The 25,728-nt window shown below is 64.8% G+C and carries 26 protein-coding genes; 12 read left to right on the top strand and 14 right to left on the bottom strand.

The features are described from left to right. The first annotated feature begins 4 nt into the window (after nt 1-4). Entirely contained in the window at nt 5-940 is a 936-nt protein-coding gene (locus tag AC1DSD_RS01555) for a D-2-hydroxyacid dehydrogenase (protein WP_478027916.1), read from the top strand. Between the two features lie 4 nt (nt 941-944). On the opposite strand, the gene AC1DSD_RS01550 is transcribed toward AC1DSD_RS01555, so the two are convergent. Genes AC1DSD_RS01550 through AC1DSD_RS01530 form a run of 5 tightly spaced genes read right to left on the bottom strand, consistent with a single transcriptional unit; the run spans nt 945 to nt 5,941 of the window. Beyond that, nucleotides 945-1,898 (bottom strand): WxcM-like domain-containing protein, encoded by a 954-nt coding sequence (locus AC1DSD_RS01550; RefSeq protein WP_478027914.1) that lies wholly within the window; start codon nt 1,896-1,898, stop codon nt 945-947. Further along, on the bottom strand, nt 1,895-2,881 hold the full coding sequence (locus tag AC1DSD_RS01545; protein WP_478027912.1) for a glycosyltransferase family 2 protein: 987 nt from the start codon (nt 2,879-2,881) through the stop codon (nt 1,895-1,897). Before AC1DSD_RS01545 ends, AC1DSD_RS01550 begins: the two co-directional genes overlap by 4 nt. Continuing rightward, complete coding sequence (locus tag AC1DSD_RS01540; protein WP_478027910.1) at nt 2,878-3,993, bottom strand: DegT/DnrJ/EryC1/StrS family aminotransferase; 1,116 nt, start codon at nt 3,991-3,993, stop codon at nt 2,878-2,880. The genes AC1DSD_RS01545 and AC1DSD_RS01540 overlap by 4 nt, the downstream gene beginning before the upstream one ends. Then, a complete protein-coding gene (locus tag AC1DSD_RS01535; protein ID WP_478027908.1) occupies nt 3,990-5,534 on the bottom strand; it encodes a hypothetical protein in 1,545 nt (514 codons plus the stop codon). The genes AC1DSD_RS01540 and AC1DSD_RS01535 overlap by 4 nt, the downstream gene beginning before the upstream one ends. Beyond that, a complete protein-coding gene (locus AC1DSD_RS01530; protein WP_478027906.1) occupies nt 5,531-5,941 on the bottom strand; it encodes a GtrA family protein in 411 nt (136 codons plus the stop codon). The genes AC1DSD_RS01535 and AC1DSD_RS01530 overlap by 4 nt, the downstream gene beginning before the upstream one ends. A gap of 321 nt (nt 5,942-6,262) precedes the next feature. Here AC1DSD_RS01530 and rfbA point away from each other — a divergent pair, with 321 nt between their 5' ends. Continuing rightward, on the top strand, nt 6,263-7,138 hold the full coding sequence (gene rfbA / locus AC1DSD_RS01525; protein ID WP_478027905.1) for a glucose-1-phosphate thymidylyltransferase RfbA: 876 nt from the start codon (nt 6,263-6,265) through the stop codon (nt 7,136-7,138). Then, complete coding sequence (gene rfbB, locus AC1DSD_RS01520; protein ID WP_478027903.1) at nt 7,132-8,190, top strand: dTDP-glucose 4,6-dehydratase; 1,059 nt, start codon at nt 7,132-7,134, stop codon at nt 8,188-8,190. Before rfbA ends, rfbB begins: the two co-directional genes overlap by 7 nt. Before the next feature lie 15 nt (nt 8,191-8,205). Here the strand turns inward: rfbB and AC1DSD_RS01515 are convergent, their stop codons facing one another. Both AC1DSD_RS01515 and AC1DSD_RS01510 read right to left on the bottom strand, forming a co-directional pair. Beyond that, complete coding sequence (locus AC1DSD_RS01515) at nt 8,206-9,096, bottom strand: alpha/beta fold hydrolase (RefSeq protein ID WP_478027901.1); 891 nt, start codon at nt 9,094-9,096, stop codon at nt 8,206-8,208. Continuing rightward, nucleotides 9,093-9,674, bottom strand: coding sequence for a TetR/AcrR family transcriptional regulator (locus AC1DSD_RS01510; RefSeq protein ID WP_478027899.1), 582 nt, complete (start codon nt 9,672-9,674; stop codon nt 9,093-9,095). The genes AC1DSD_RS01515 and AC1DSD_RS01510 overlap by 4 nt, the downstream gene beginning before the upstream one ends. Before the next feature lie 95 nt (nt 9,675-9,769). Here AC1DSD_RS01510 and AC1DSD_RS01505 point away from each other — a divergent pair, with 95 nt between their 5' ends. Next, nucleotides 9,770-11,197, top strand: a complete 1,428-nt coding sequence (locus AC1DSD_RS01505; protein WP_478027897.1) for an 8'-apo-carotenoid 13,14-cleaving dioxygenase — start codon at nt 9,770-9,772, stop codon at nt 11,195-11,197. A 92-nt stretch (nt 11,198-11,289) separates the two neighbouring features. Here the strand turns inward: AC1DSD_RS01505 and AC1DSD_RS01500 are convergent, their stop codons facing one another. Next, nucleotides 11,290-11,802 carry a MarR family transcriptional regulator gene (locus AC1DSD_RS01500; protein ID WP_478027895.1) on the bottom strand — a complete coding sequence of 171 codons (513 nt, stop codon included), beginning with the start codon at nt 11,800-11,802 and terminating at the stop codon, nt 11,290-11,292. Between the two features lie 86 nt (nt 11,803-11,888). Here AC1DSD_RS01500 and AC1DSD_RS01495 point away from each other — a divergent pair, with 86 nt between their 5' ends. Next, entirely contained in the window at nt 11,889-13,397 is a 1,509-nt protein-coding gene (locus AC1DSD_RS01495; RefSeq protein ID WP_478027893.1) for an alpha/beta hydrolase, read from the top strand. 98 nt (nt 13,398-13,495) lie between these two features. On the opposite strand, the gene AC1DSD_RS01490 is transcribed toward AC1DSD_RS01495, so the two are convergent. Beyond that, nucleotides 13,496-14,230: an SDR family NAD(P)-dependent oxidoreductase gene (locus AC1DSD_RS01490; protein WP_478027891.1), complete on the bottom strand. Its 735-nt coding sequence runs from the start codon at nt 14,228-14,230 to the stop codon at nt 13,496-13,498. An 87-nt stretch (nt 14,231-14,317) separates the two neighbouring features. Between AC1DSD_RS01490 and AC1DSD_RS01485 the strand changes: the two genes are divergently transcribed. Beyond that, nucleotides 14,318-14,698, top strand: a complete 381-nt coding sequence (locus AC1DSD_RS01485) for a winged helix-turn-helix transcriptional regulator (protein ID WP_478027889.1) — start codon at nt 14,318-14,320, stop codon at nt 14,696-14,698. A 27-nt stretch (nt 14,699-14,725) separates the two neighbouring features. Here the strand turns inward: AC1DSD_RS01485 and AC1DSD_RS01480 are convergent, their stop codons facing one another. Both AC1DSD_RS01480 and AC1DSD_RS01475 read right to left on the bottom strand, forming a co-directional pair. After that, a complete protein-coding gene (locus AC1DSD_RS01480) occupies nt 14,726-15,364 on the bottom strand; it encodes a DUF2490 domain-containing protein (protein ID WP_478027887.1) in 639 nt (212 codons plus the stop codon). 76 nt (nt 15,365-15,440) lie between these two features. Continuing rightward, complete coding sequence (locus AC1DSD_RS01475) at nt 15,441-16,025, bottom strand: alpha-ketoglutarate-dependent dioxygenase AlkB (protein ID WP_478027886.1); 585 nt, start codon at nt 16,023-16,025, stop codon at nt 15,441-15,443. 251 nt (nt 16,026-16,276) lie between these two features. Between AC1DSD_RS01475 and AC1DSD_RS01470 the strand changes: the two genes are divergently transcribed. The 5 genes from AC1DSD_RS01470 (at nt 16,277) to AC1DSD_RS01450 (ending at nt 23,066) form a co-directional block, all read left to right on the top strand. Then, nucleotides 16,277-17,650 carry a class II 3-deoxy-7-phosphoheptulonate synthase gene (locus AC1DSD_RS01470; RefSeq protein ID WP_478027885.1) on the top strand — a complete coding sequence of 458 codons (1,374 nt, stop codon included), beginning with the start codon at nt 16,277-16,279 and terminating at the stop codon, nt 17,648-17,650. A 384-nt stretch (nt 17,651-18,034) separates the two neighbouring features. Continuing rightward, nucleotides 18,035-18,487, top strand: a complete 453-nt coding sequence (locus AC1DSD_RS01465; RefSeq protein ID WP_478027884.1) for a (2Fe-2S)-binding protein — start codon at nt 18,035-18,037, stop codon at nt 18,485-18,487. Further along, on the top strand, nt 18,471-20,660 hold the full coding sequence (locus AC1DSD_RS01460) for a xanthine dehydrogenase family protein molybdopterin-binding subunit (protein ID WP_478027882.1): 2,190 nt from the start codon (nt 18,471-18,473) through the stop codon (nt 20,658-20,660). Before AC1DSD_RS01465 ends, AC1DSD_RS01460 begins: the two co-directional genes overlap by 17 nt. A gap of 2 nt (nt 20,661-20,662) precedes the next feature. Next, nucleotides 20,663-21,988 (top strand): c-type cytochrome, encoded by a 1,326-nt coding sequence (locus AC1DSD_RS01455; protein ID WP_478027881.1) that lies wholly within the window; start codon nt 20,663-20,665, stop codon nt 21,986-21,988. Between the two features lie 235 nt (nt 21,989-22,223). After that, nucleotides 22,224-23,066 carry a DUF485 domain-containing protein gene (locus tag AC1DSD_RS01450; RefSeq protein WP_478027880.1) on the top strand — a complete coding sequence of 281 codons (843 nt, stop codon included), beginning with the start codon at nt 22,224-22,226 and terminating at the stop codon, nt 23,064-23,066. A gap of 72 nt (nt 23,067-23,138) precedes the next feature. Here the strand turns inward: AC1DSD_RS01450 and AC1DSD_RS01445 are convergent, their stop codons facing one another. Continuing rightward, nucleotides 23,139-23,804: an O-methyltransferase gene (locus tag AC1DSD_RS01445; RefSeq protein ID WP_478027879.1), complete on the bottom strand. Its 666-nt coding sequence runs from the start codon at nt 23,802-23,804 to the stop codon at nt 23,139-23,141. 109 nt (nt 23,805-23,913) lie between these two features. Here AC1DSD_RS01445 and AC1DSD_RS01440 point away from each other — a divergent pair, with 109 nt between their 5' ends. Continuing rightward, the gene (locus AC1DSD_RS01440; RefSeq protein WP_478027878.1) at nt 23,914-24,564 is read left to right on the top strand and encodes a TetR/AcrR family transcriptional regulator; all 651 of its coding nucleotides are present in this window, start codon (nt 23,914-23,916) and stop codon (nt 24,562-24,564) included. A gap of 24 nt (nt 24,565-24,588) precedes the next feature. Here the strand turns inward: AC1DSD_RS01440 and AC1DSD_RS01435 are convergent, their stop codons facing one another. Both AC1DSD_RS01435 and AC1DSD_RS01430 read right to left on the bottom strand, forming a co-directional pair. Then, on the bottom strand, nt 24,589-25,287 hold the full coding sequence (locus tag AC1DSD_RS01435) for a hypothetical protein (protein ID WP_478027877.1): 699 nt from the start codon (nt 25,285-25,287) through the stop codon (nt 24,589-24,591). Between the two features lie 123 nt (nt 25,288-25,410). Then, a complete protein-coding gene (locus AC1DSD_RS01430) occupies nt 25,411-25,713 on the bottom strand; it encodes a hypothetical protein (protein WP_478027876.1) in 303 nt (100 codons plus the stop codon). Between the last annotated feature and the right edge of the window lie 15 nt (nt 25,714-25,728).

The raw sequence follows: 25,728 nt of genomic DNA, 5'->3' as shown, positions 1-25,728 counted from the left end.
TGGCGTGAAGGCCCTTTTGCCCGCGCTGGCGCGCCCGCTGCTCGAGCCGCACTTGCCGGCCGGGCTGGACGTTGCGTGGTTCGCAACACCGGCCGAGGCCAATGCGATGATCGCCGATGCTGACATCGCCTGGGCCGACATGCAGCCGACCAGCCTGACCGCGGAAGCGATCCGCAAAGGCGAGCGGCTCAAATGGGTATCGACCATCTATGCCGGGCTCGACGCTTTCCCGCTCGACCTGATGCGAGAGCGCGGCACGATGCTGACCAACGGCGTCGGGATCAACGCCATCACGGTCGCCGAATATGCCGTAATGGGCGTGCTCGTCGCCGCCAAGCGCTTCGACGAGGTGGTCCGTGCACATGATCGCCACGAATGGCCGAAGGACGCCCCGGGCAAGGTCGAGTTGTTTGATACCCGCGCGCTGATCGTCGGCATGGGCGCGATCGGCAAATTGATCGCGACGCGGCTGGAGGCGTTCGGCGTCGAGATCACCGGCGTCACCCGATCCGGCCGCGACGGCACGCTGACGCCCGACCAATGGCAGGAGAGGCTCGGCGACTTCGACTGGGTGATCCTCGCCGCGCCATCGACCGACGAAACCAAGGCGATGGTCGGCGCCGCCGAACTCGCGCGAATGAAGCCGTCGGCCTGGCTGATCAATATCGCGCGCGGCGACATGATCGACGAGGAGGCACTGCTCGCCGCACTTCACGGACGCAAAATCGCCGGCGCGTTCCTTGATCCCACGCATCCCGAGCCGCTGCCCGCCGATCATCCCTTGTGGTCGGCGCCCAATTGCATGGTCACGATGCATCTGTCGGGCCGCAGCCAGACCAAGATGTTCCCGCGCGCCGCCGCTTTGTTCCTGCGCAACCTCGACGCGTTCGTGAACGGTCGGCCAATGGAGAACGTGGTCGATCTGATGCTGGGGTATTGAGCGCTCAGCGTTCCGCCACTTCGCTCCTGAAAAGGTCGTGGTCGCGGATGTAATCTTCGGCGTCATAGCCGTGTGATGCCGCGACCAGCAGCACGCCGTCAGCGCTGAAATCGTATTGCGTCCCCCATGTCATCGGCGCGAGGTACAGGCCGATGGTCGGGTCCTCGAGACGGATCTCGGCACGGGTCCCGCCATCGTCGATCGACACCGACAGCGCGCCATGCGCGGCGATCAGGAATTGCTCGCAGGCGCGGTGCGCATGCTCGCCACGCACGCCGTCGCCGGGGACGTTGTGGACCAGGAATATCCGCTGCGGAGCGAACGGCACGCCTTTGCCCGCCTCGAACGGCACCAGACTACCGCGCGGATCGACGAAATGCGGCAACCGTTCGATAAAGCAACCCTTCACCGGAAGATCGAGCCGCGACCCGATCGCCTGACCCACTGCGTCGCCGGGCATTATCGTATCGGAAGCGGGTTGTACCTCGCCCCGTTTGACCACTCTCGCGGGATTGCCGACCACCGTCGCATGCGCCGGAACGTCCCGCGTCACCACGGCCCCTGCCCCGACCATCGCGCCGCGGCCGATTCGGATACCGGGAAGGATCGTCGCATTGGCACCGATTGACGCGCCGTCCTCGATTACCGTCTCCACGAATGCCTCGGGATATTGCTTCGATCTTGGGTGAAGGTCGTTGGTGAAAGTCGCGTTGGGGCCGATGAACACGTTGTCGCCGACCCTCAGCCCGTCCCACAGTTGAACGCCGCACTTTATCGTCACGGCATCGCCGACGACGACGTCATTCTCGATGAAAACATGGTCGCAGACGTTACAGTCACGGCCGATCTTGGCCCCGGGCAATATGTGCGCGAACGCCCAGACGCGCGTGCCGCTGCCCACATTCCTGCTCTCGCACAGGCCGGCAGAATGGACGAAAAGAGGCGTATCGCTGGTCATAGTTCTTTCCCGCCGCCATCGACGATTCGCGCAACAATGCGCAGCGGCCGGCGCTTGGTGTTCTCGAACGTCCGCCATAGATAGGACCCGATGATCCCCTGCACGGCCAGGATCGCCGATCCGAAGAACGTTATCAGCAGGGCCAGCGTCGTGTAGCCCGGTTCGGTGATTTCTCCCGTCAATCGCGCGATCGCCACGCCGATGCCGAATACCAGGCTGATCAGCACTCCGACAACGCCGACCCACAGGACCAGGATGAGCGGCAAGTCGGTGAACGAGAAGATGCTGTCCATCATGTAGCGCAGCCGGCGACCAACCCCCCACGCGCTAGTGCCGATCTCGCGCGGGCGGCGCTCATAGGTGACGAATGACCGACGAAAGCCGATCCAGAACAATTGCGCGATCAGCGAACTGTTAGGCTCCTCGATGGCGAGCAGTTCTTCGCGTGCGGCAAGGTTGCACGCGAAAATGTCTACGCCGCCGCGCGGCACGCCCGAGATCACCAGCTTGCGATACAGCCACCAGAAGGTGCGCGACAATGCGTCGCGCAGCGGCGCATCGTTGCGTTTAACGCGCTGGCCGAACACGATGTCGCATTCGTCGGCTTCCAGCGTCGCGAAGAATCGCGCGATCAGTTCGGGGGGTTCCTGAAGATCGGCCGCCATCACGGCGAACAGCCGTCCCGACGCGTGTTCGAGCCCAGTCCGGATCGCGGTGAACGACCCAAAATTGCGGCTGTGGAAGACGATGCGCGAGGGAAAAGACAGGCCCGCTTGCGCGCGGGCCAGCACTTCGCCCGAAGCGTCGGGCGAACCGTCGATGACGAAGACAACCTCGAGATCGCCGTCGAGCGTGCGATGCAATTCGGTCAGCGCCACCAGCAGCGGCGGGATGTTGAGCTCATTGAGATAGACGGGGATAATCAGCGAGCGCGACGGTGCCGCGATCCCCGAGGCGTCGTCAGCAGCGCGAACCGAGCTCATGCCGAATAGGACCTTAGGGCGTCGCACACCTGTGCGACTTCGTCGTCGGTCATTTCCGGGAAGCACGGCACGCTCAGGATGCGCTTGACGGACCTACGGCTGATATCTAGCCCTCCTGGACCGATCCGCTGGTCGCCGGTCGCCCAACCGGTTTGGTCGCAGTCGAGAATTGGAAAATGGATGTCGGTCGACACGCCCCGTTCCCTGAGATGCGTTTCCAGGCGATCGCGATCGTCGGTGAGCATTACGGCAAGGTGACCGACGGTTCCGTGCGGGCTCGACACGATCGCGGTGCCGGCGACGGCCGCCGCCGCGTAGCGAGCGATGATCTCCCGCCGCCGCTCATTGTCGGCGTCGACATGAGGGAGCAGCGCCGACAGCAACGCCGCCTGCAGCTCGTCGAGCCGCGAGTTGCGACCGCCGGCGGTCACCACGTCGTATTTGCCGCCCCAGCCGTACATGCGCAATTGCGCGACCCGGGCGGCCAGCTCGGCATCGCCGGTTACGATCGCCCCGCCATCGCCAAGCGCGCCGAGATTCTTGGTCGGGTAGAAGCTGAACGTCGCCAGCTCGCCGAATGCGCCCGCTCCAGCCCCGCAGCCGCGCAGGCCGTGCGCTTGGGCGCAATCCTCGATGACCGGCACATCGGCATGCCCGGCGGTATCCAACGCGGCGCGCAAGGCGGGGACATCGACCAGGCCGCCGTAAAGATGTGTGACGACGACCGCGCCCGTCGCCGGCCCGACCCCTGCCACGGCATGGTCGATATCGATCAGCTGGGACCGCTCCTCGATATCGACATAGACCGGCGTCAACCCGATCAGCCGGCAGGCCGTTGTCGTGTAACCACCGGCATTGGCAACGGTCACTACCTCGCGCCGCGCCGGATTGGTGACCAGGCAGCGCAACGCGATCTCCAACGCATCGCTGCCATTCGCCACGCCGACGCAATGCGCGACACCGGTCGCTGCGGCGAAGTCGCGGCAGAAGGCGGCGGTGCGGGGCCCGTTGATCCAATAGCCCGACGCGAGCACGTCGAGCGCGACCGACGACAGCTCCGCCTCGTGACGCGCATAGCGCCGGCGCAGATCGTTCATCGGAATCGACGTCATCGGGCAACTCCGAAGGAACCGTTCGCTTCGCTACTCGGCGGCACCACGACGGCGGGCGTCGCGGCGTCGCGCGAGAACCGCGCGATTGTCGCGCGATAGCCCAGCGCGGCCAGCACGATCAGGCACGGCCATGTCTCGATCACATAGCGCGATTCCATCACCGCGCTGGCATAGATTAGGTTAAGGACCAACATTTCGGCCGCCCGGCCGAGCAACGCCGCCAGCGACAGAATGCCAAGGGCCTGCGGCCAATCGAGAACGGCGCTGAGGGCGAAGCGCGACGCGACGACCTGCCGAGCGAGTGCCCACGACCCGATCAGCGTAAAAAGGATCAAGACGATCTTGAGGAGCACGACGGTGGCCGCCACCAATCGCGACACGAGAGGCGGGGGTGACAGGCCGAAGATAGTAGTGAGCGCGGCGCCGCCATCCGCGCTGCCCCACAATTGCACCGTCCGCGCGGCCGGTGCGGTGACGAACGCCTGGAGCGGCCGCGCCGCACGCAACTGCTCGGCAGCCGCCGCAAAACGTGCGTCCACCGCCGGCGTGTAGCCGCCCGTCTGCCATGCCTGGAGCGCCGCAGCGATGTCGGCGCGACCGGCAGTGTCGGCAAAGGCGCGCGCTGGATAATTCTCCACGGCGAACCCATGCCAGCCCGCATTGCCCTCGGCAAAGGCGAAATCGTGAAATTCACCTGGTGTAAGCAGCCAGGCGCGGGTCCAGGTAAAATAGCCGGGCCGGGCGTTATTCGGATTATCCTTGGCGCCCGAATTCACATACCGGGGTTCGCCTTGGCTGGCATATTGCAGCGCCATCATGCCCAGGATTGGAGCGGCAAATAACGCGAGCGCGAGCGCGGTCCCGGCGATCACCTTGCGCCCTCCACGGCGCACCAGCAGCAAGCACCACGGCACGAGCAACAGGACGAGTAACGGCAGAAGGTCGATCCGCAAGAAAGCGGCTACTCCCGCCAGCAGCCCGCCAAGGGCAAGACGCCACACCGCCCCGTCGATCGCCGCCGCCGCCAGCAGATACAACCCGACGAACAGTCCGAACGTCGCCAGCGAGTCGGGAACGACGAAATTGGTCCAGGATGCGGTAATCGGCTGAAGCGCGATCACCCCCATACCGATGAGATAGGCCCAGCGATTGCGCGGGCCGACCTGGCGATAGAAGTGCATCAGCAATGCCACGAGCGCCACGTCAAACGCAATTTGCACGACGTGCATCGCGTCGGCGATGGGCTGTCCCAACCGTCTGAACGGCACCGGATTCCAGATCGCGTCGTGCCCCAGGAACGCGATCACCGGCGCCAGGACGACGGAAAAGGATCGCGACTGCGCGGTGGCCGGTGGCATCTGGCCGTGTTGCAGGAGGTGCTGGGCAGCGCTTACATACAGGAAACCGTCACCGTTCAGGACGCCGGGACCGAGTAGCAGGATAGCCGCGCGCAACGCGAGCAGCGCCACCATCAGCCAGCCGCCCGCAAGCCACGTCTGCCGCGTGGACGCCGGCGCGGTGTCGCGGATAACCCCGCTCACCGGAACACCAGGAAACGCATCAGCACGAAGGTCAGGCTGACCGTCACCGGCAAGCATGCGAGCTGCGCCACCAACGGGCCGACGCCTGCCCCTTCCCACAGCCTCAGCAGCATCAGGTTCACGATATAGGTCAGCGCATATACCCCCACGAAACGCGGCAAGCGCGTCGGATCGCGGCTATCGAATACCAGGCGGCCCAAGGTGAAAAAATTGAAGATCACGCCGATCACCATCGCGATCGCCAGCGCGATCCCGCTCGACAGGCCCGCGAGGATTCCGGCCGCGAAGACTACGTATCCGAACGCCGTATTGAGCACGCCGACCGCCAGGAAGCGGACGATCTGCCAGATATCGGCCTTTCGCAACTGCAGGCCGGGCGCGCCGACATCGCCTTTATCCTGTGACATGCTATCCGGCTCTAGGAATGGTGCAGCGTGGACGGGCCCACGAAAGGTGGTAGGCTAAAAATCGATCTTCACGGCGCCACCTAGGTGGCCGCCGTGCCGGACGAACAGCGCGAACGGCGAGCCCGAAAATAGCATGATGATTTTCGTCCCCTCGTCTCGCGGGCCTGCTCGGCACCGATGGTACTTGCGACGGCGGGTAAAGCCAATCCGAGCGCCGCGCAACGGTCGCGTGGCCGCGTGGCGCGGCGGCTTTGCGCAGCTCCTCGAGCCGAACCGCCGATCAGCTTGTATCTCCCTCCCCCGCCCGATATCGCCCGGCATATGAAGGGAATCATTCTCGCGGGGGGTTCGGGCTCCCGGCTGTATCCCGCCACATTGGCCGTCTCGAAACAGATGCTGCCGGTGTTCGACAAGCCGATGATCTATCATCCGATCTCGACGCTGATGATCGGTGGCATCCGCGACATCCTGATCATCTCGACACCGCGAGATCTGCCGTTGTTCCGGCAGTTGCTCGGCGACGGTTCGGCGTTCGGCATCAATCTCGATTATGCCGAACAGCCTGAGCCGAACGGCCTGGCCGAAGCCTTCATCATCGGGGCCGATTTTGTCGGCGGTGGCCCGGCGGCGTTGATCCTGGGCGACAATATCTTCCATGGCTCGGGCCTGGGCGCCTTGTGCAAGTCCGCCAGCGAGCGCGAGCGCGGCGCGACCGTGTTCGCCTATCAGGTCGAGGATCCCGAACGTTATGGCGTGGTCACCTTCGATCCGGCGACCAGGCGCGCCACCAGCATCGAGGAAAAGCCGGCCAAGCCGCAATCGCGCTGGGCAGTGACCGGGCTCTATTATTACGACAGTGACATTACCGAGATCGCGCGGTCGATCCGCCCGTCGCCTCGCGGCGAACTCGAGATCACCGATGTGAACACGATCTATCTCGAGCGTGGCGACCTGTCGGTTGTCCAACTGGGCCGTGGCTACGCCTGGCTCGACACCGGGACGCATGACAGCCTGCACGACGCCGGGTCGTTCGTCAGGACGATCGAGCATCGCCAGGGAATCAAGATCGCCTGCCCCGAGGAGATCGCGTTCGACATGGGCTGGATCGATGCCGAAGCGATGCTGAAGCGCGCCGACCTGCTCGGCAAGACCGACTACGCGACCTATCTTCGCCGCCGCGCGAGCACCGATTGGTGAGAACCGTCCTGGTCACCGGCGGTGCCGGATTTATCGGATCCGCGGTGGTGCGGCTGTTGGTCGGCTCCGGCACGCGCGTCGTCAATCTCGACAAGCTGACCTATGCCGGCAACCTCGCTTCGCTGTCCTCGGTAGAGCAGGCGCCCAATTACCGCTTCGTCCACGGCGATATCGCCGATCGCGAGCTGGTTGGCGTGCTGCTGCGCGAGGAGAATGTCGACAGCGTCATGCATCTCGCCGCCGAGAGCCATGTCGACCGCTCGATCGACGGGCCCGAGATATTCGTCACGACCAACGTGCTTGGCACGGTCCGGCTGTTGGCGACGGTGACGGATTATTGGCAAGTTCTGCCCGCCGATCGCCGCGCCCACTTCCGGTTCCACCATATTTCTACCGACGAAGTGTTCGGCGACCTTCCGTTCGACAGCGGCGTGTTCACCGAGACCACACCCTATGCGCCCTCCTCGCCTTATTCGGCGTCGAAGGCCGCGTCGGACCATTTCGTTCGCGCCTGGCACGAAACCTATGGGCTGCCCGTCGTGCTGTCGAACTGCTCGAACAATTACGGGCCGTTCCATTTTCCCGAGAAACTGGTCCCGCTGACGATCCTCAACGCGATCGATCGCAAGCCGCTGCCGGTCTATGGCCGCGGCGAGAATGTCCGCGACTGGCTGCATGTCGAGGATCACGCCCGCGCGCTCGACCTGGTGCTGACCAAGGGGCGCATCGGCGAAAGCTACAATATCGGCGGGCGTGAGGAGCGCACCAACCTGCAAGTGGTCGAGGCGATCTGCGATCTGGTCGACGAGCGCCTGGGCACCCACGGACAGCCGCCGCGGCGCTCGCTGATCAGCTTCGTCGCCGACCGTCCCGGACACGACCGCCGCTACGCAATCGACCCCGACAAGGCCGAGCGCGAGCTAGGCTGGCGCGTCCAGCACGACTTCAAGGACGGGCTGGCGCAGACGATCGACTGGTATCTCGCCAATCGCTGGTGGTGGGAGCCGATCCGCAGCGGCCGCTATGCCGGCGAGCGGCTCGGGCGAGCCTGACTCCGCTTCCCCGGCTCAGGCCGGAGCGGTCTGCTTGGCTACCTTCTCGAACGCGTCGAGCACGGTCGGGATCAGCGCCTCGGGCAGATTGTGGCCCATCCCCGGCACTTCGGTGATCTGCGCGCCCGCGATCGTCGTGGCGGTGTCGCGCCCGGCCTCGACCGGTACGAGCGGGTCGTCGGCGCCGTGGATCACCATCGTCGGCACCTTGATCGTCGCGATCGCCGCACGGCGGTCGCCATTCGCGACCACCGCGGCGAGTTGCCGACCAGGCCCGGCGGGATAGTGCATGCGATCGAAATCGCGTTCGACGCGTGCCCGCATCACGTCCTCCGAGACCGGATAGCCCGGGCTGCCAATGATCTTTTCGGCGCGCAGGCCGTGCGCGATCATCGTCTCGCGGTCGTTGCCGGTCGGGCGTGAGGTCAGCACCGCCATCGCCTCGGGCTTGGACGGCGGCAGGCCGGGATTGCCGGTCGACGACATGATCGAGGTCAGTGACAACACCCGGTCGGGATATTCCGCCGCAACCAATTGCGCGATCATCCCGCCCATCGACGCGCCCATGATGTGCGCGCGCCGGATGTCGAGCGCGTCGAGCAGACCGACCGCATCGGCGGCCATGTCGTTGAGCGAATAGGGCACGTCGGGCTTTCGTCCGGCGATCATCGCGCCGATCAGCGCCGGCAGTTCGGGCACCGGGGCGCCGTCGAACTTAGTCGACAGGCCGATATCGCGATTATCATAGCGGATCGCGAAATAGCCGCGCGCGACCAGGTCCTCGACGAACGGTAACGGCCAGCGCGTCAGCTGCGCCCCCAGACCCATGATCAGCAGCACCGCCGGATCAGTCGGTTCGCCGAAGGTCTCGTATTCGATCTCGATACCGTTCGCCTGGGCCTTCATCCGGATTTCCTCTCGTCGCTCACTGCCATCATATGCGCATCGATCACCGCGTCGATGGTCTTGTCGTCGACATGCAATTGCCCATCGATGATCAGCATGGCGAGACCGTGTGCCACCGACCAGGATTGCAGCGCGAAGATGCGCGCCTCCATCCCCGGCGGGGCGAGCCTCGCGGCATTCTCCATCAGAAAGCGCATCGCATTGTCGGGGGAGTCGGCGAGCTCGACCCTTTTGCCGGTCGGCGGGTTGGCGAAGATCAGACGGAACAAGGCAGTGTGGAGCAGCGCGAAACGGACATAGGCCGCGCCGGTCGCGTTGAATCCGGCAACCCCACCGCCCGCCGCGTCATAGGCGGCGTGCTGCACTTGACTCAGCATGTCGAGCCCCTGGGCGGCGAGCGCGGCCATCAACGCCGCCTTGTCGGGGAAATGGCGATAGACCGCGGTAGCGCTGACCCCGACGCCGCGCGCGACCTCGCGCAGCGACAGATCCTCTGCGTCGCGTGCCGCGAGCAGGCGCAACCCCTCGGCGATCAGCGCCGCGCGCAGGTCGCCATGATGATAGGAGGTTTTCGCCACTAACCCGTGCTTCTTCTGTTCAAGACCAAATCCATGTTGACACTGTTACCATGATCGATATGTTGACGCCATAAACATCGAGTCGGAGACCAGTCATGGCGAGCGTGATCGAAAATGCAATCCGGGGCACCGTCACCAAGGGCATCGGCGTGGTCGCCGAATTCAACCGTAAGCGCATGCCCGACCAGGACCATCCGTTTCTGACCGGCATCCACAAGCCGATGGATCGCGAAGTCACGCTGGAGGATCTGCCGGTCTCCGGCACGATCCCGACGGAGCTCGATGGCCGCTATCTGCGGATCGGTCCGAACCCCGCCAAGCCCGAGGCCAAGGGTTATCACTGGTTTGTCGGCGACGGCATGATCCACGGCATCGCGCTCAAACAGGGCAAGGCCTTGTGGTATCGCAATCGCTGGATCCGGTCGAAGCAGGTCGCGGCGGAAACCGGCATGCCGTCGGCACCCGGCCCGCGCCACGCGAGCTTCGACACCGTCAACACCAACGTCCTGGGCATCGCCGGCCGCACCTGGGCTTTGGTCGAGGCGGGCAGCTATCCGGTCGAACTGTCCGACACGCTGGAGGAGCAAACCTACAATCCGTTCGATGACACGCTGCTGGGTAGCTTCACCGCGCACCCGCATCTCGATCCCAGGACGGGCGAGAACCATGCCATCTGCTATGAAGCGACCCAGCCCGACATCGTCCGCCACGTCGTGATCGATCGCGACGGCAGGGTCGTCCGCGAACTGCCGATCAAGGTCCAGCACGGCCCCTCGATCCATGATTGCGCGATCACCAATCGCTATGCGCTGATCCTCGATCTGCCCGTCACTTTTTCGATGAAGGCGCTGATCGGCGGGCACGGTTTTCCCTATCGCTGGAATCCCGATCACCAAGCGCGGGTCGGCCTGTTGCCGCGCAATGGCGGCGAGGACGAGATCGTCTGGGTCGATTGCCCGCAGACCTATATCTTCCACGTCGCCAATGCCTATGACACCGCCGACGGACGGGTGGTGCTCGACGCGTGCGTCTATGACACGATGTTTGCCGAGGCGACCGGCGGGCCGTCGGGCACGTCGCTGGGGCTGGAACGCTGGACGATCGACCCGGTCGCGAAGACGATCGACCGCCGCACGATCGATGCCAGCCCGCAGGAATTCCCCCGCCCCGACGAGCGCTTCTTCGGTCAGCCCTATCGCTACGCCTATACGATGGCGCTACCCGAAGGCGAATGGGCGGTCGGCGCGACCAAGCTCTACAAGCAAGACCTGGAAGCCGGGACGCGTGAAGTCCACGAGTTCGGCGAGGGCCGCTATCCGGGCGAATTCGTGTTCGTGCCGCGCAGCGAGGATGCGCCTGAAGGCGACGGCTGGATGGTCGGGCTGGTGATCGACCTGCCGCACGAGACCACTGATCTCGTGATCCTCGACGCGACGCGCTTCGGGGAACCGCCGGTCGCCACCATCCGCATCCCGCACCGCGTGCCGCCGGGCTTCCACGGCAATTGGGTGGCGAACGGGTGAGGTAGCTTAGGCGCTGGTTCCTAGCGATTGGAGGGGCGGCGGGTCTACCGATCCGCTCCACGTTCAAGGGACGAGACGGGCCCCGCTGACAATCATTCGAGTTGAAGTCTCAATTTTCGCAGCAAACGCGCCAGTTCCGCGCGCTCGTTTCGATCGAGCCCATTCACCGTCCGCTGGGCCGCGCTGAAATGAGAGGCGATCGCTTGGTCGATCAGTTGTACGCCCTGGTCGGTAAGCATCGCCACGAGCGATCGGCGGTCGGTCTCGTCCGGGGTTCGGGAAATCAATCCGCGTTGTTCCAGCCTGTTGAGACATGCCGTCATCGCGCCGGAGGTCAGCAATACGGATTTCCTGAGCGCCGTCGGGCTCAAGCGATAAGGTGCACCCGACCGCCGCAGCGTGGCCAGCACGTCGAGTTCGGTATAGCCGATTCCATGCTCGCGAAGCCGTTCGCCCGCCCGCGCCTGAAGCAGTCCGCCCAGATGCAGCAGGCGGCCGACCACCGCCATCGCCGATACGTCCAGGTCCGGTCGCTCGCGCGCCCAGTCGCGGAGCAATTGGTCGACGATATCCTCCTCCGCGAGAACGGATGCTTGCTCAGCCATACACAACAATCTTCATATCAAGTATCTTGACATGAAGATATATATTGGAGTGCAATCGACCGCAAGCCGTCCTGCGGGGAACTGTCATGCGATCGATTCGAATGCTCGCCTTGTTAGCGTTGGCGCCGTTCTTTCAGGTGATGCCCGCTTCGGCGCAGCAGGCGACGAGCGATCGGATCGTGATCGAACAGGGACATGTGACGCTCCCGACCGGCGAGACCGTCCGCTATGAGATCGGCACGCTCTATGTGCCCGAGAATCGCGGCAAGCCGACGAGCCGCCGCATCGGCATCGGCTTCGCGCGGATTAAGGCACCCCATCCGACTGGCGCGCCGCCGATTTTCTGGCTTCCCGGCGGCCCCGGCCTGAGCGTGCTCGGCGCCTTCACGGACAAGAGCGAAGGCGCGCAAAGCCGCTTGCGGTCGTGGTTGACCTTCGGCGCGGCGGGCGACCTCGTCGTGATCGAGCAGCGCGGCTATACCAGCCGCGGCGAGATGCTCGTCGAAACGGCCGACGCTTCCCCACTCGACCAGCCGGCCTCGGTCCAGGCCGACAGCCGCGCGATGCAGGCGCTCGCCCGGCGGGCGGTCGCGTATAATCCCGACAAGGACCTGTCCGGCTACACGATCGACGCGTTCGCGGCGGATGTCGACGATCTGCGGCGAGCGCTCGGCTATGACAAGATCAACCTGTTCGGCGGCAGTTTCGGCTCGCAATGGTCGCTCGCGGTGATGCGCTTCCATCCCGAGATCGTCGCCCGCGCCGTGCTCTCGTCGGTCGAGCCGCTGAACAACGGATTCGACATGCCATCGCACGTCTTCGCCGCGCTCCAGCGCATCGCCTATGACGCCGATCGCGATCCTGGCCTGGCGCCTTATCTGCCCGATGGCGGGATGATGGCGGCGGTACGCGCCCTGCACCAGCGCTTCGCCACGGCGCCGATCCGGGTGACTATCCGCGACGATGCCGGCAAGGCGCAGACGGTCGTGCTCGGCGCGGAAGATTTGCAGCTCGCCCTGTTGGCGCGCACCGATGAGGCTGAGCATTGGCCTGCCTTCATCCTGTCGCTCTATTATGGCCATTACGACGCATGGGCGCGCCAGACGATGGAGGACCGGCGGGCGGGCCCGGTCAAATTGATCGGCCCGCTCGCCGACAGCAGCCTGGGCGTCACGGCGGATCGCGAGCATCAGATGCGCACCGATCCCGCGCTGGACCTGCTGGGCAGCTGGAATTTCGAGGCAAACCTGGTGTCAGCGCCCGACTGGCCGACGCCCGACATGGGCGACGCGGTGCGGTGTCCGCGCGTGACGCCGATCCCGGTCGTCTTCGTACATGGCGACTGGGACACTTCGACGCCGGTCGAGAACACGCTCGGTCTGTTGCCCTATTTCCCCAATGGCCATGCCATCCTCGTGCACCGCGCCGGGCATGACGGCGCCTTTTACCAATTGCGCGAGAGCCCCGGCGCCAAGCAGGCGATCTACGATTTCCTGCGCACCGGAAACACGCGGGAGTTGCCGACAGAGGTGTCGCTGGCTGCGCCCAGGTTCGAAGTTCCCGCCTTCGCGCCGCCTAGCCGGTCGTCGCGCTGAAACTTGCGTGCATTCCCATCCCACTGCCGCACACACATACCGAAGGCCGGCGCCCCGTTTTCCGGGGGCGCCGGCCGAGTAGCCACCGCCAGGGTGCGTCAGATCTGCGCGAATCCACCATCGGCGAACACTTCGCCGCCGGTCATGAAGCTGCTGTCCGAGGACGCCAGGAAGGCCGCTACCGCACCGATCTCCGATGGATCGCCGACATGGCCGATCGGCGTGCCCGATCCCATCTCGATCATCGCGTCGCGACCGACCGCCTCTTCGGCAAGCTCGGTCAGGGTCGGTCCGGGCGACAATACGTTCACGCGAATGCCGGTGCCGCGCAGATCCTGCGCCCAGCCGCGGGCGAAGTTGCGCACGGCTGCCTTAGTCGCACTGTAAACGCTGAACGCCGGCGTGCCCATTACACCGGCGGTCGAACCGGTCAGAATGATCGAACCGCCCGGACCCATCAGGGGTAGCCCGGTCTGAACCGTGAACAGCACGCCTTTGACGTTGATGTCGAACGCCGCATCATATTGGTCTCGGGTGATCTGCCCGAGCGGTACCAGTTCGCCGAAGCCGGCATTGGCCATCAGGATGTCGAGGCCGCCGCGCTCGGCCTTCACCGTCTCGAACAACCCGTCGAGATCGGCCTGATCGGTGACCGACCCCTGCACCGCGCGGGCATTCGGACCCAGTTCCGCAGCAGCCTTGTCGAGTGCCTCCTGCCGGCGTCCAAAGATATAGACGAAGGCGCCTTCCTCGATGAAGCGTCGTGCGCTGCCCAGACCGATACCCGTGCCGCCACCCGTCACGACTGCCGTCTTGCCATTCAGTCTTTTCATGTCTCGTGCCTTTCATCTTAGCGCTGGCACGTAGCTGGCGAAGCACCCACCTATCGACAAGTATGCACCTTTTGGTAAGTATCGATTATGTCTACCATTCCATCCTGCGTCCCCGGCTTCTCCTGCGGTCTCGACGCCACGCTTCGTGTGATCGCGGGCAAGTGGAAGCCGCTGATCATCTATTTCCTGATCCAGGGCCCAAACCGCTATGGCGAGCTCAAGCGCGCAGTCCGCGGCGTCAGCGACAAGATGCTGATCCAGCAACTGAAGGAGTTGGAAGCCGACGGCATCGTCACGCGCAACGATTACCGGGAAGTGCCGCCGCGGGTCGACTATACGCTTACCCCGCTTGGCCACAGCCTGGCCGAAGCACTGACGCCGCTCTGCAACTGGGGCAGCGAAAACATGGACACGGTCGCGCAGATTTTTGCCGAGCGCGCAACGTGGGACGAGCAGCAGCGCGCGTGATGCGCCAGTTCCGACGACGAATTCGCCCTACCAGCGCCACCCCAGGGTGAACGCCGCAGCGCCGACGGTACGCGCGCCCCGGGTCCATTGATTGAGATAGCCGATCTCGACGCCGACTCGCTTGGCCAGCGGCACGCCGATGCCGAGGAAGTTGCGCGTGCGGTCGTAACCGCCACGCTGGCCGGCGCCGGCGCCCAGATTGACGAAACTCTCATGGCTGGCGAGCAGGTTCAATTTGCCGGTGACCGGCAAGGTCAGCCGGACGAACGGCCTGATCCGAACGCCCGTGCCGCTCGATCCCTCGCGCCAGCGCTCTTCGGCGCGCAACCGCGCCCCAATGACCAGCGGCCCGATCCTGGCGAGATGATCGACGCTGAAATCCTGACGCGCGCGCTGTTCGATCGTCGCACTACCGCCATGATAGACAATGTCGCGAACATACCCCGCGGCCAGGGTCGCCCGGTCGAAACGAAGCCCGAGCATGGCGATGTTCTCGCTTTCGTACAGGCCGCCTTCCCCGTCGCGGCCGAACCGCTCGTTCGTCTCGACGCCTAGTTCAACTCGGCCGGCAACCGGACCACGGGCATTGGCGCTCAGCCAGACTTGGCCGTCATCGGCCTCGGCGGATGAGGGAAGCACCGCGAGCAAGAAGGCGCCGATCGTCACATGACATTTCCATGACATTTTTGTGTCATGGCAGAAGTGGAAGCCGCGTGCATCCCTCGTATTCGAGTCAGCGAAATCAGGCCGCTGCGGCTACCCTCAAGCCTTGAGCCGAGAAGGATCGGAACGTGATCGACCAACGAGTCTGGTCGATCGGAGCGATGCTGTGCTCCCAATCATGCCGAACCTCTCCCGACAAATGGTAGAGTCCGCGCGGCTCGAGGGGCACGTTGACGCGGCGCCAGCGCTCGTCTTGCTTGCGGCGGAAGCGCATCGTCGCCGGCGCGCCGAGCGAGAGGCCGACGACCTGGTCGTAGATCGGACGGTCGCGGTGCCAGCCGATCCCCGCGCCGGGATCGTAGCGCAGCAGCAGCGCCTGGACGAGCGCGTCGGGTGCCAGTCCGGCGGCAGTAGCGGCGCGATCGCGGATCGGCAGAAGCCAGTCGGGCATCGGTTCGCCCCGGCCGAGCTCGCCCGACTGGAAATTATATTGCCAACCGAAACTGTGGGTGAGGCGCTTGCCGGTCCATTGCTGGAAGCGGAACGGGGCGAGCTCGACAGCGTCGATCGCGGCAATCAGCGCGCCTTCCTCCGCCGGGGTGAAGAAGTCGGAGCGGCTGTGAAGGCCGGGGACCGGCGGCATGTCGAACAGATCTCGGGTCACGGGTGCGATATGTGAACAATCAGGGAACATGCAAGGCAAGTTGGCGTCAAGGCGCGTGGCTCTCCCCCCAACCTTCCGCGCCTTTACCGATCACCTGAATAGCACCGGACGCTATTTCGCCGACGCTCTCACGAAGGGATCCGGTCGGACGCAAAGCCGTGCGATCAGCGTGATCGACTTTTCCTTTGTTGCGACAAAAGTTGATTCGGCGCATGGGACTTGCCCCTTTACCGACAAGCAAAGTGACGATCATGGCCGCCAAATGGGCCCCCGATAGCTGGACCTCGCATGAGGCACGCCAGTTGCCCAATTATCCCGACGCCGCAGCGCTCGCCGCCGCGACGAAGCAATTGACCAGCTATCCGCCGCTGGTCTTTGCCGGAGAGGCGCGCAACCTGACGACCGATCTCGCGCGCGTGGTCGAGGGCAAGGCGTTCCTGCTCCAGGGCGGCGATTGCGCCGAGAGCTTCGCCGAATTCCACCCCAACAACATCCGCGACACGTTCCGCGTGATCCTGCAGATGGCGGTGGTGCTGACCTTCGCGTCGAAGCTGCCGGTGGTGAAGCTCGGCCGCATGGCAGGCCAGTTCGCCAAGCCGCGCTCGGCCGATACCGAGATCATCGATGGCGTCGAGCTGCCGAGCTATCGCGGCGACAATGTCAACGACATCGCCTTCACGCCCGAAAGCCGCATCCCCGACCCGCAGCGGATGATCCAGGGCTATTCGCAATCGGCGGCGACGCTCAACCTGCTGCGCGCCTTCGCGCAGGGCGGCTATGCGAACCTGCACCAAGTGCATCGCTGGACGCACGATTTCCTCGGTTCAAGCCCCTGGGCGAAGAAGTACGCCGAGACCGCCGACCGGATCGGCGAGGCGCTCGAGTTCATGGAAGCGTGCGGGATCAACCCCGACACCGTGCCGCAGCTCGGCCAGACGCAATTCTACACCAGCCACGAAGCGCTGTTGCTCCAGTACGAGCAGGCGATGACGCGGCAGGACAGCCTGACCGGCGACTGGTACGATACCAGCGCGCATTTCCTGTGGATCGGCGACCGCACCCGGTTCGACGGATCGGCGCATGTCGAATACCTGCGCGGGATCGGCAACCCGATCGGCCTGAAATGCGGGCCGAGCCTGGAGCCCGACGTCCTGCTGCGGCTGCTCGATACGCTCAACCCGGGCCGCGTGCCCGGCCGCATGACCCTGATCACCCGCTATGGCCATGACAAGATCGAGGCCGGCCTGCCCAAATTGGTCCGCGCGGTGAAACGCGAAGGCCATCCGGTGATCTGGAGCTGCGACCCGATGCACGGCAACGTCATCAAGGCCGCCAATGGCTACAAGACGCGCCCGTTCGAGCGCATCCTGGCTGAGGTTCGCGGCTTCTTCGCCGTCCACCGCGCCGAGGGCACCTTCGCCGGCGGCATCCATGCCGAGATGACCGGGCAGAACGTCACCGAATGCACCGGCGGCGCCGTCGACGTGACCGAGCAGAGCCTGGCCGATCGCTACCACACGCATTGCGACCCGCGGTTGAATGCGGGGCAGAGCCTGGAGCTGGCATTCCTGCTGGCCGAGATGCTGAATGACGAACTCAGACAGCGGCGGGCCGAGGCGGCTTAAAAGAGGACCGCTATGAGATCGATTCCGCATGGCGGCTTTTGGGAAAGCCGTCATCGGGATCGGACGTTCTGACTGGCTGGATTGAGCCGCCAGAACTCCACGGAGTCCGTCGACACAAGCATATTGGACGTCGCCCCTGGCCAAGGTCAGACAAGAATCGACCGCCGCTCATCCAGGCAATTGAGCGGCGTGCCGTGCAGGTCTGGTCGTCGACATGGCGAATCTTCTCGTGCGTCGAGCGGCGGAATGGCCTATCGCTACACCCGGCCAGGGGTAATGAATCCCCTGCATAGTGTTCGTGCTGGAGTTGTGTGCGTGCCCGGAACCAGGGCGGCTCCTGATCTGGGTATTTCGCATCCACCAGGATAAGCGAAAGGCAGGTCGATGCCAGAGTTCACGATCAACGGCGAAAAGCGCGACGTCGATGCTCCGCCAGATATGCCATTATTGTGGATGTTGCGCGACCTGCTGGGAATGACCGGCACGAAGTTCGGCTGCGGGATCGCCCAATGCGGCGCGTGCACGGTTCATCTCGACGGTGTCGCCGTCCGGTCTTGCCAGCTCCCGGTGGGGCGCGTCGGCAACCGTGCGATCACGACGATCGAAGGCGTCGGCAACACCCCCGCAGGGGCGAAGATCCAGAAAGCATGGATTGATCTGGAGGTCATCCAGTGCGGTTATTGCCAGCCGGGACAGATTATGTCGGCTGCCGCGCTGCTGGCCGGCAATCCCGCTCCCGACGATGCCGATATCGATGCGGCGATGGCCGGCAATCTCTGCCGCTGCGGTACCTATGTGCGCATTCGCGAGGGGATCAAGCATGCCGCCCGCTCCTGAGGCCGCCAACGGCCTGTCGCGCCGCGCGGTGCTCCAGGGCGGCGCGCTTGTCGCCGGGCTGCTTGTCGCGATCGAGCTGCCATGGAGCGCCGCGCGCGCCGCCATGACGAGTGCGCCCGAGCCGGTGCCGACCGGCCAGCGCTTCAACGCCTTCATTCACATCGCGCCCGACGACCGGGTGACCTTCACGCTGCCGGCAGTGGAAATGGGCCAGGGAGTCTATACCTCGCAGAGCCAGTGCATCGCCGAGGAACTCGACGTCGCGCTCGACAAGGTGGTCGCCGCGCACGCACCGCCCGATCAGGCCAATTACGGCAGCCCGGTGTTCGTCGTGCAGGCCACCGGCGGATCGACCACGACCATGGCGTGGAGCGGACCACTGCGTAAGGCAGGCGCGACCGCGCGTGCGCTCCTGGTGGCGGCCGCCGCTGCGCGGTTACGGGTCGACGCCGCCAGCCTCACCACCGAAAACGGCGTGATCACGCATACCGCGAGCAGCCGCTCGTTGCGCTATGGCGAGGTGGCCGACGCCGCCTCGCGATTGAAGCCGCCGGCCGAGGTCGCGCTCAAGGATCCGGCCCGGTTCCGTCTGATCGGCAAGCCAGTGCATCGCATCGATACGCCGGACAAGGCGATCGGCAAGACGGTCTACGGCATCGACGTGATGCTGCCGGGCATGAAATTCGCGACGTTGCGATCGCCGCCCGTGCTCGGCGGCAAGGTCGGCAAGGTCGATCAGGCGCCGGCGCTCGCCGTCCCCGGCGTCAGGCAGGTGGTCGTGCTCGACGATCTCGTCGCGGTCGTCGCGGACAGCACCTGGTCGGCGATGCAGGGGCTGGACGCGCTGGCGATCGACTGGGCGTCCGGGGCCAATGCCGGACTCGATCAGGCGAAATTGTGGTCCGATCTGGAAAAGGCATCGCAGGGGCCCGGGGTCGTCGCCAAGAAGGAAGGCGACGCGCTCGCCAAGCTCAAAGACGGTACCTTGTTCGAAGCGAGCTACGAACTTCCCTATCTTGCCCATGCGCCGATGGAGATGACCAATTGCACGGTGCACGTGCAGGGTGGCGCCTGCGAATTGTGGACCGGGACGCAAGTGCCCGGTTTCGCCCAGGCCGGTGCCGCCACGGCACTGGGCATCACGCCCGACAAGGTGACGGTCAACAATCACCTGATCGGCGGCGGCTTCGGCCGCCGGCTCGAGGTCGACGGCGTGGTCAAGGCCGTGCGGATCGCCGCCAAGGTCGACGGACCAGTCAAGGTGATCTGGTCGCGCGAAGAGGATATCCGCCAGCAACTCTATCGTCCGCTCTATCACGAGCATCTGAAGGCCCGGCTGGAAAACGGACGGATCACGGCCTGGCATCACCGCGTCACTGGCGGATCGGTCATGGCGCACTGGCTGCCGCCGGCGTTCAAGGACGGCATCGATGCCGATGCGGTCGATGGGGCGGCCGAGGTGCCCTATGCGGTCGGCGACCGGCTGGTCGAATTTATCCGCCACGAAAGCGCGGTGCCGGTCGCTTTCTGGCGCGGTGTCGGTCCGAACGGCAGCATCTTCGCGATCGAATGCTTCATGGATCTGATCGCGCGCAAGAACGGCGTCGATCCGCTCGCTTTCCGACGCGGTCTGCTCGAAAAGAATGCGCGCGCGCTGGGCGTGTTGAACCTCGCGGCCGACAAGGCCGGCTGGGGTACGCTGGCGCCATCCCTTCCATCCGGGGCGCGGCGCGGACGCGGGATCGCGCTGATGAACGCCTTTGGCAGCTTTCTCGCCGCGATCGCGGACGTGGCGGTGAGCGACGAGGGAGATGTGAGCGTCACGCGCCTGGTGATCGCCGCCGATGTCGGCAAGGTCATCAACCCCGATATCCTCGAAGCGCAGATCCAGGGCGGCGCAACCTTTGGCTTGTCGGCGGTGCTATTCGGCAAGATCACCTTTGCGGGGGGCGCCGTCGAGCAGGGCAATTTCAACGACTATCGCATCATCCGCATCGACGAGATGCCGGCGATCGAAGTGCATGTCGTGCCGAGCAGCGAGAATTCGGGCGGGATCGGCGAGCCGGGAACCGTGGTCACGCAGCCCGCCGTCGCCAACGCCGTCTATGCGGCAACCGGCGTGCAGCTCACGCGCATGCCGATCGACCGCGCACTCATCGCGAAGGGGGCTTGAGGATGCGGCGGAACCTGTTGCTTCTGGCGGGCGCGATCGTCGTGCTCGTGGCGGCGATCATCGGCCGCATGGTCTTTCAGCCCGGTCCCTATAGCTTTGCGGGGGGCACGCAGGTGGAGCTGGCCAGCTATCCGGACAAGACGCTGACCGGGTTGCCGGCGGAGCTCGCGACCGCCGACCCACGGACGCGCGCGGACTATGTCACCCGGATGGCCGATTGCGAGGCGTGCCATACGGCCAAAGGCGGGAGGCCGTTCGCGGGCGGGCGGCCGTTCGTCCTCCCGTTCGGGACGATCTATACCCCGAATATCACGCCGGATCCGGAAACCGGGATCGGCAAATGGACCGACGCGCAATTCCTCGATGCCGTGCACAAGGGTGTCGCGCCCGATGGATCACGTTTCTATCCAGCCTTTCCCTACGCGTCCTACACGATGCTGACCGACGCCGACGTGCTGGCGATCAAGGCCTATCTGTTCTCGCTTCCGCCGGTGAAGCAGGCGAACAAACCCAACACGTTCGGCTTCCCGTTCAATCAGCGCTGGCTGATGGGAATCTGGTCGGCCTTCTTCAACAGCGACCGGCGCTTCCGTCCGGTCAGCGAGCGCAGCGCGGCGTGGAATCGCGGCGCCTATCTCGTCGAAGCCGCCGGTCATTGCGGCGAATGCCATACGCCGCGAAACCTGATGCAGGCGCTCGACCAGCGCAACAAATTCGCGGGCGGCGTGGCCGAAGGCTGGAACGCCTATAACATCACCGGCGACCGCGTCAGCGGCATTGGCGGCTGGAGCGATGCCGAGCTTGCATCCTATCTGTCGACCGGTCACGCACAGGGACGCGGAGGCGCATCCGGCCCGATGGGCGAAGCGGTAGCGTTGAGCCTGTCGAAACTGACCCCTTCCGATCTCGCCGCGATCATCACCTATCTGAAGACGGTGCCTGCCATTCGCAGCGATCGCTCGCCGCAACCCGCCGGCCCGGCTCCGGCCTCGCCCAAGCTTGCATCGATCGACAACCCGGTCGGCAAACGGGTGTTCGAGGGCAGTTGCGCCAGTTGCCATGCCTGGACGGGCGCCGGGGCCATCGTCGAGGAGGCCCGGCTGACCGGCGTGCGCGCGGTCAACGATCCGACGGCGGCGAACGTGGCGGCGATGATCCTCAACGGCGCCGGGAAGCCCGGTTCCGGCCGCCCCTATATGCCGAGCTTTGCCGCATCCTATTCCGACACGGAAATCGCGTCCGCCGCCAACTATGTGACGGCTCGTTTCGGCGCCGCAAAGTCGAACATCACGCCAAAGGAAGTCGCTCGTTTGCGGCAGCAAAACTGAACGACGACGGGACGTTGCCTTTAGAATTACGGTGACTGGCGAAATCGCGATGGCGGCGCCGGCAGAGTCGGCAAGCGATTGTTACCGGTGAATGCTGCCGGCGATTATTGCTGGTTCCAACCGGCGACGTCGGTTAGGCTGTTCGCGAACAAGGTCTTGAAGACGCTGCGCGAGGTGGCCCAGGTTTCCCGACCGCTGCCCGCCGTGTCGAAGGTCGATAAGGGGGGTTCTGAACATGCCTGACACCAATCCTGGCGCAGACGTCGACGTCACCAAAGACTGGCAAGCGTCACAGGGCCAGCAATCTGCCGCCAAGCGACTTCGCCTGTTCGCCGCGCTCGCCTGGGTTGTTGCCATCGGCACCGAGATCGCCGGTATCGTCATGCTCAAGCAGCACAAGTTTGACCATGGCAACCTTGCGTTGCTGATCGGCCTTCTGGTGGTGATCGCAGTGTTCGCGATTGCCGGCAGCCTGATGTGGAAAGCGGCCAACAGGCAGGATCCGGCCACCAGAGCGGACGCATTCCGGTTCTTCGTCCAGAACCAGCTCGGCGCGATCATTACGGTGATCGCCTTTCTCCCGCTGATTGCCCTGATCTTCCTGGACAAGGACATGGATCCGAAGAACAAGAAGATCGCCGGCGGCATCGGGGTCGTTCTGGCGCTGGTCGCCACCGTGATCGGCGTGGACTTCAAGCCGCCGTCGACCGAGCAATATACCCAGGACATGAACAAGTGCGCGGCCCAGATCAAAGCCGGCGAGCCGACCACGGCCTGTTCGCCCGAGGTTGCCGATCAGGCGAAGGATATCGCCAGGGACTCCAATGCGGTGGCCGAGGCGACCAAGGATGCCGCCCACCCGGCCGGCCAGGACCTCGTCTATTGGATCGCTCCGGAGAACGGCGCCAAGAAGTCCTCGACACCGCACGTCTTCCACCTCTGCCAAGGCGTGAGTCCGCTGCGTGGCAAGACCGTCAACAGTGGTTCGGTGACCGAGGCCTATGCCGAGAACGCCACCCGCATCACCAAGCAGATTCCGATGGAACAGAAGCAGTGCGGGGTCAGCACCGCGAAATAAGCATGAAGCGCATGGCGGCCCGGTTCCTCACGGCAACCGGGCCGCCAATCGCGTCGATAACGTAGCCGCGGATCAGCCGAGCCGGATTGTAAACTCCACCTCGTCGCTGAACGGCATCGACATATAGCCATTGGCGATATTGCCGACCCGCTCGAGATATTCGGGGCAATAATCGGCATTGTCGGCGATCAGGATCGCGCCCGGCCGCAACCGGCTCTCCACCCGGTCGAGAATATCCGAGTACAGCGCCTTGGCGCCGTCCAGCAGCATGAGGTCGATCGTCTCGGGCAGGTCGACCGCCAGCGTCTCCAGCGCATCGCCTTCGCGAAACTCGACCAAGTCGACCAGCCCGCCCTCGGCCAGATTAGCCTTGGCCGTCGCCAGCTTGCCGGGCTCGAACTCGCTGGTGATCAGCCGCCCGCCGCCATTGTCGCGCAGCGCCGCCGCCAGATGGAGCGTCGACAGGCCGAACGAGGTACCGAACTCGACGATCGAACGGGCATTAGTGGCGCGGGCCAGCATGTAGAGCAGGCCGCCGACTTCACGCGACACCGGCAGCGCGAAGTCGCTGAGCTGGGCGTAGAAATCGCGATAATCGGTCTTGCTGCGCATCATTCGGCCGCGGTCTTCGCTGGTCACGCCGGCAAAGGCCGGGCTTCGTGCCGGCGGATTGGCATCGGCGTCGGCGAACAGGCGCGCGAGAAGAGGCGCCACAGGGGCGCTCGAAAGCGTGGTCATTTGGGTTTTCTCCAGGTGCGATCTTGGCTGTGCAGCAGGACTTGCCTGCCGGAACGGAAAATACGACTAGTTCGTCAGCTTTGACTATTCGCATTGGCAGGATGCCCGCATGACCGCCGCTCGCAGCACCTTCATTACCTCGCGCAAACAGCCCCAGCAGACACGCTCGAACCAGTTGGTCGAGGCCGTGCTCGATGCGGCTGTTCAGGTTTTGATGAGGGAAGGCGCCCGGCGTTTCACCACCGCGCGAGTCGCCGAGCGCGCCGGCGTGAGCGTCGGCTCGCTGTACCAATATTTCCCGAACAAGGCTGCGATATTGTTCCGCCTGCAGAGCGACGAGTGGCAGCGAACCTCGGCGCTGCTGCGGGGCATCCTCGAAGACCGGACCACCCCACCGCACGTCCGCGTTCGCCGTCTGGTCCACGCCTTCATCCGGTCCGAATGCGAGGAAGCGGCGATCCGTACCGCCTTGAGCGACGCGGCACCGCTCTACCGCGATGCGCCGGAAGCAATCGAAGCGAAGAAGGAAAACGCCAAGATCTTCCGCACGTTCTTGCAAGAGGCGCTGCCGGACGTGCCCGACCATAAACGGATGCTTGCCGGGGATCTCATCAAGATGACACTCAGCGGCGTAGGCAGCAGCTTTTCCGAGACGCAGCGGACGGAGACCGAGATTGTCGACTGGTCGGAGGCGCTGGCCGACATGCTATGTGCCTATCTCGAGCGACTGACGGCCCAGCCTTCCTCCTGGCCGACGTAACGACGACGCCCGCCAGAGCGACGATCAGTGCGAACCGCCGCTCGCGACCGCCTGCCCCAGCAAGAGCGGAAAGACCGCCTCGAGCGACTTGGTGTCGGGCAGGATATAAACATAGCCGCCCTTCTTGCGGAACAAGGGCTGCACGCTCTTAGTGTAGAAGGTCGAGGGCACGTTGATGCACCCGAACGTAATGCGGTTGTCGTCGGACGTCGGCGACGCCATGCGCTGGCGACGGCGTTCCTTGGGATTGTATCCTGTCGGGATCGGATGGAGCGCGACCGACGTGGCGTAATCCACCCACAGCACCTTTTGCCTGCCCGCGGCCAGTCCGTATCTGGCGAGGAAACGCCCTGCCGGTGTGGTCTTCTCAGCGGGGCCGATCTCGGCCAGCTTTTTGCTGCCGATGCCCGGCGTCGCCTCGTCGCCGACGGCCACCCCGATCAGAACGGGCGCCTTGCCGAGCAGTTGCCCCTTCGCGTCGAACAGGAACAAGGCGGCATTGTTCTTGTCGATGACGATATAGGGCAGCGCGCCATTGTCTCCCGACGCGGCGATCCAGTCGAAAACGCGTGTCGCCGCCGCCGACTGGGTCACCTCGATTTTGGCCGTATCGCCCGCCCGCGGCGCCGGTTTGGTTGCCGGCGGCCGAGCGTGCTTCGCCGCCGGGGCGGACGCGGGAACGGTGAGCGCAAGACCAGCGAGCGCCAGCAGGATACCGATCATCGCTGGAGGCGCTCAACACGAAACGGGCGCCGCCCCGAAGAAAGGGGCGACGCTCGACATTGCGATCCGATCGGAATTCGGCCGATCAGCACCGGGCCGATCGGCATATGCGGCCGTGCGGCATCAATTGCGCGGTTTCTTCTTCTGGCTCTCCGCCATCCGCTGTTCGATGCCATCGACCCGGGCATTGAGCTGGTCGAGACGCTGACCGTTGTTCTGCGCCTGGCCGGACGCGGCCTGCGCCTGCGACAATGCCGATTTCGCGGTGCCGTCGGTCTCGTTCAACTTCGCCTCGAGCGCATCGACGCGCTGGCTCACCGGAGCGATCTGCTCCCGTACATAGCTCTTGGTGGCACAGCCGCTCAACCCCATCGCACCAAGCAAAATCACGGCCGCGGGGACCATTTTTGTTACAGACGCCGACATCACACACTCTTCCCA

This window comes from Sphingomonas sp. P4_D12 (genome assembly GCF_056401895.1).
This window is presented reverse-complemented; position numbering and strand designations above follow the sequence as displayed.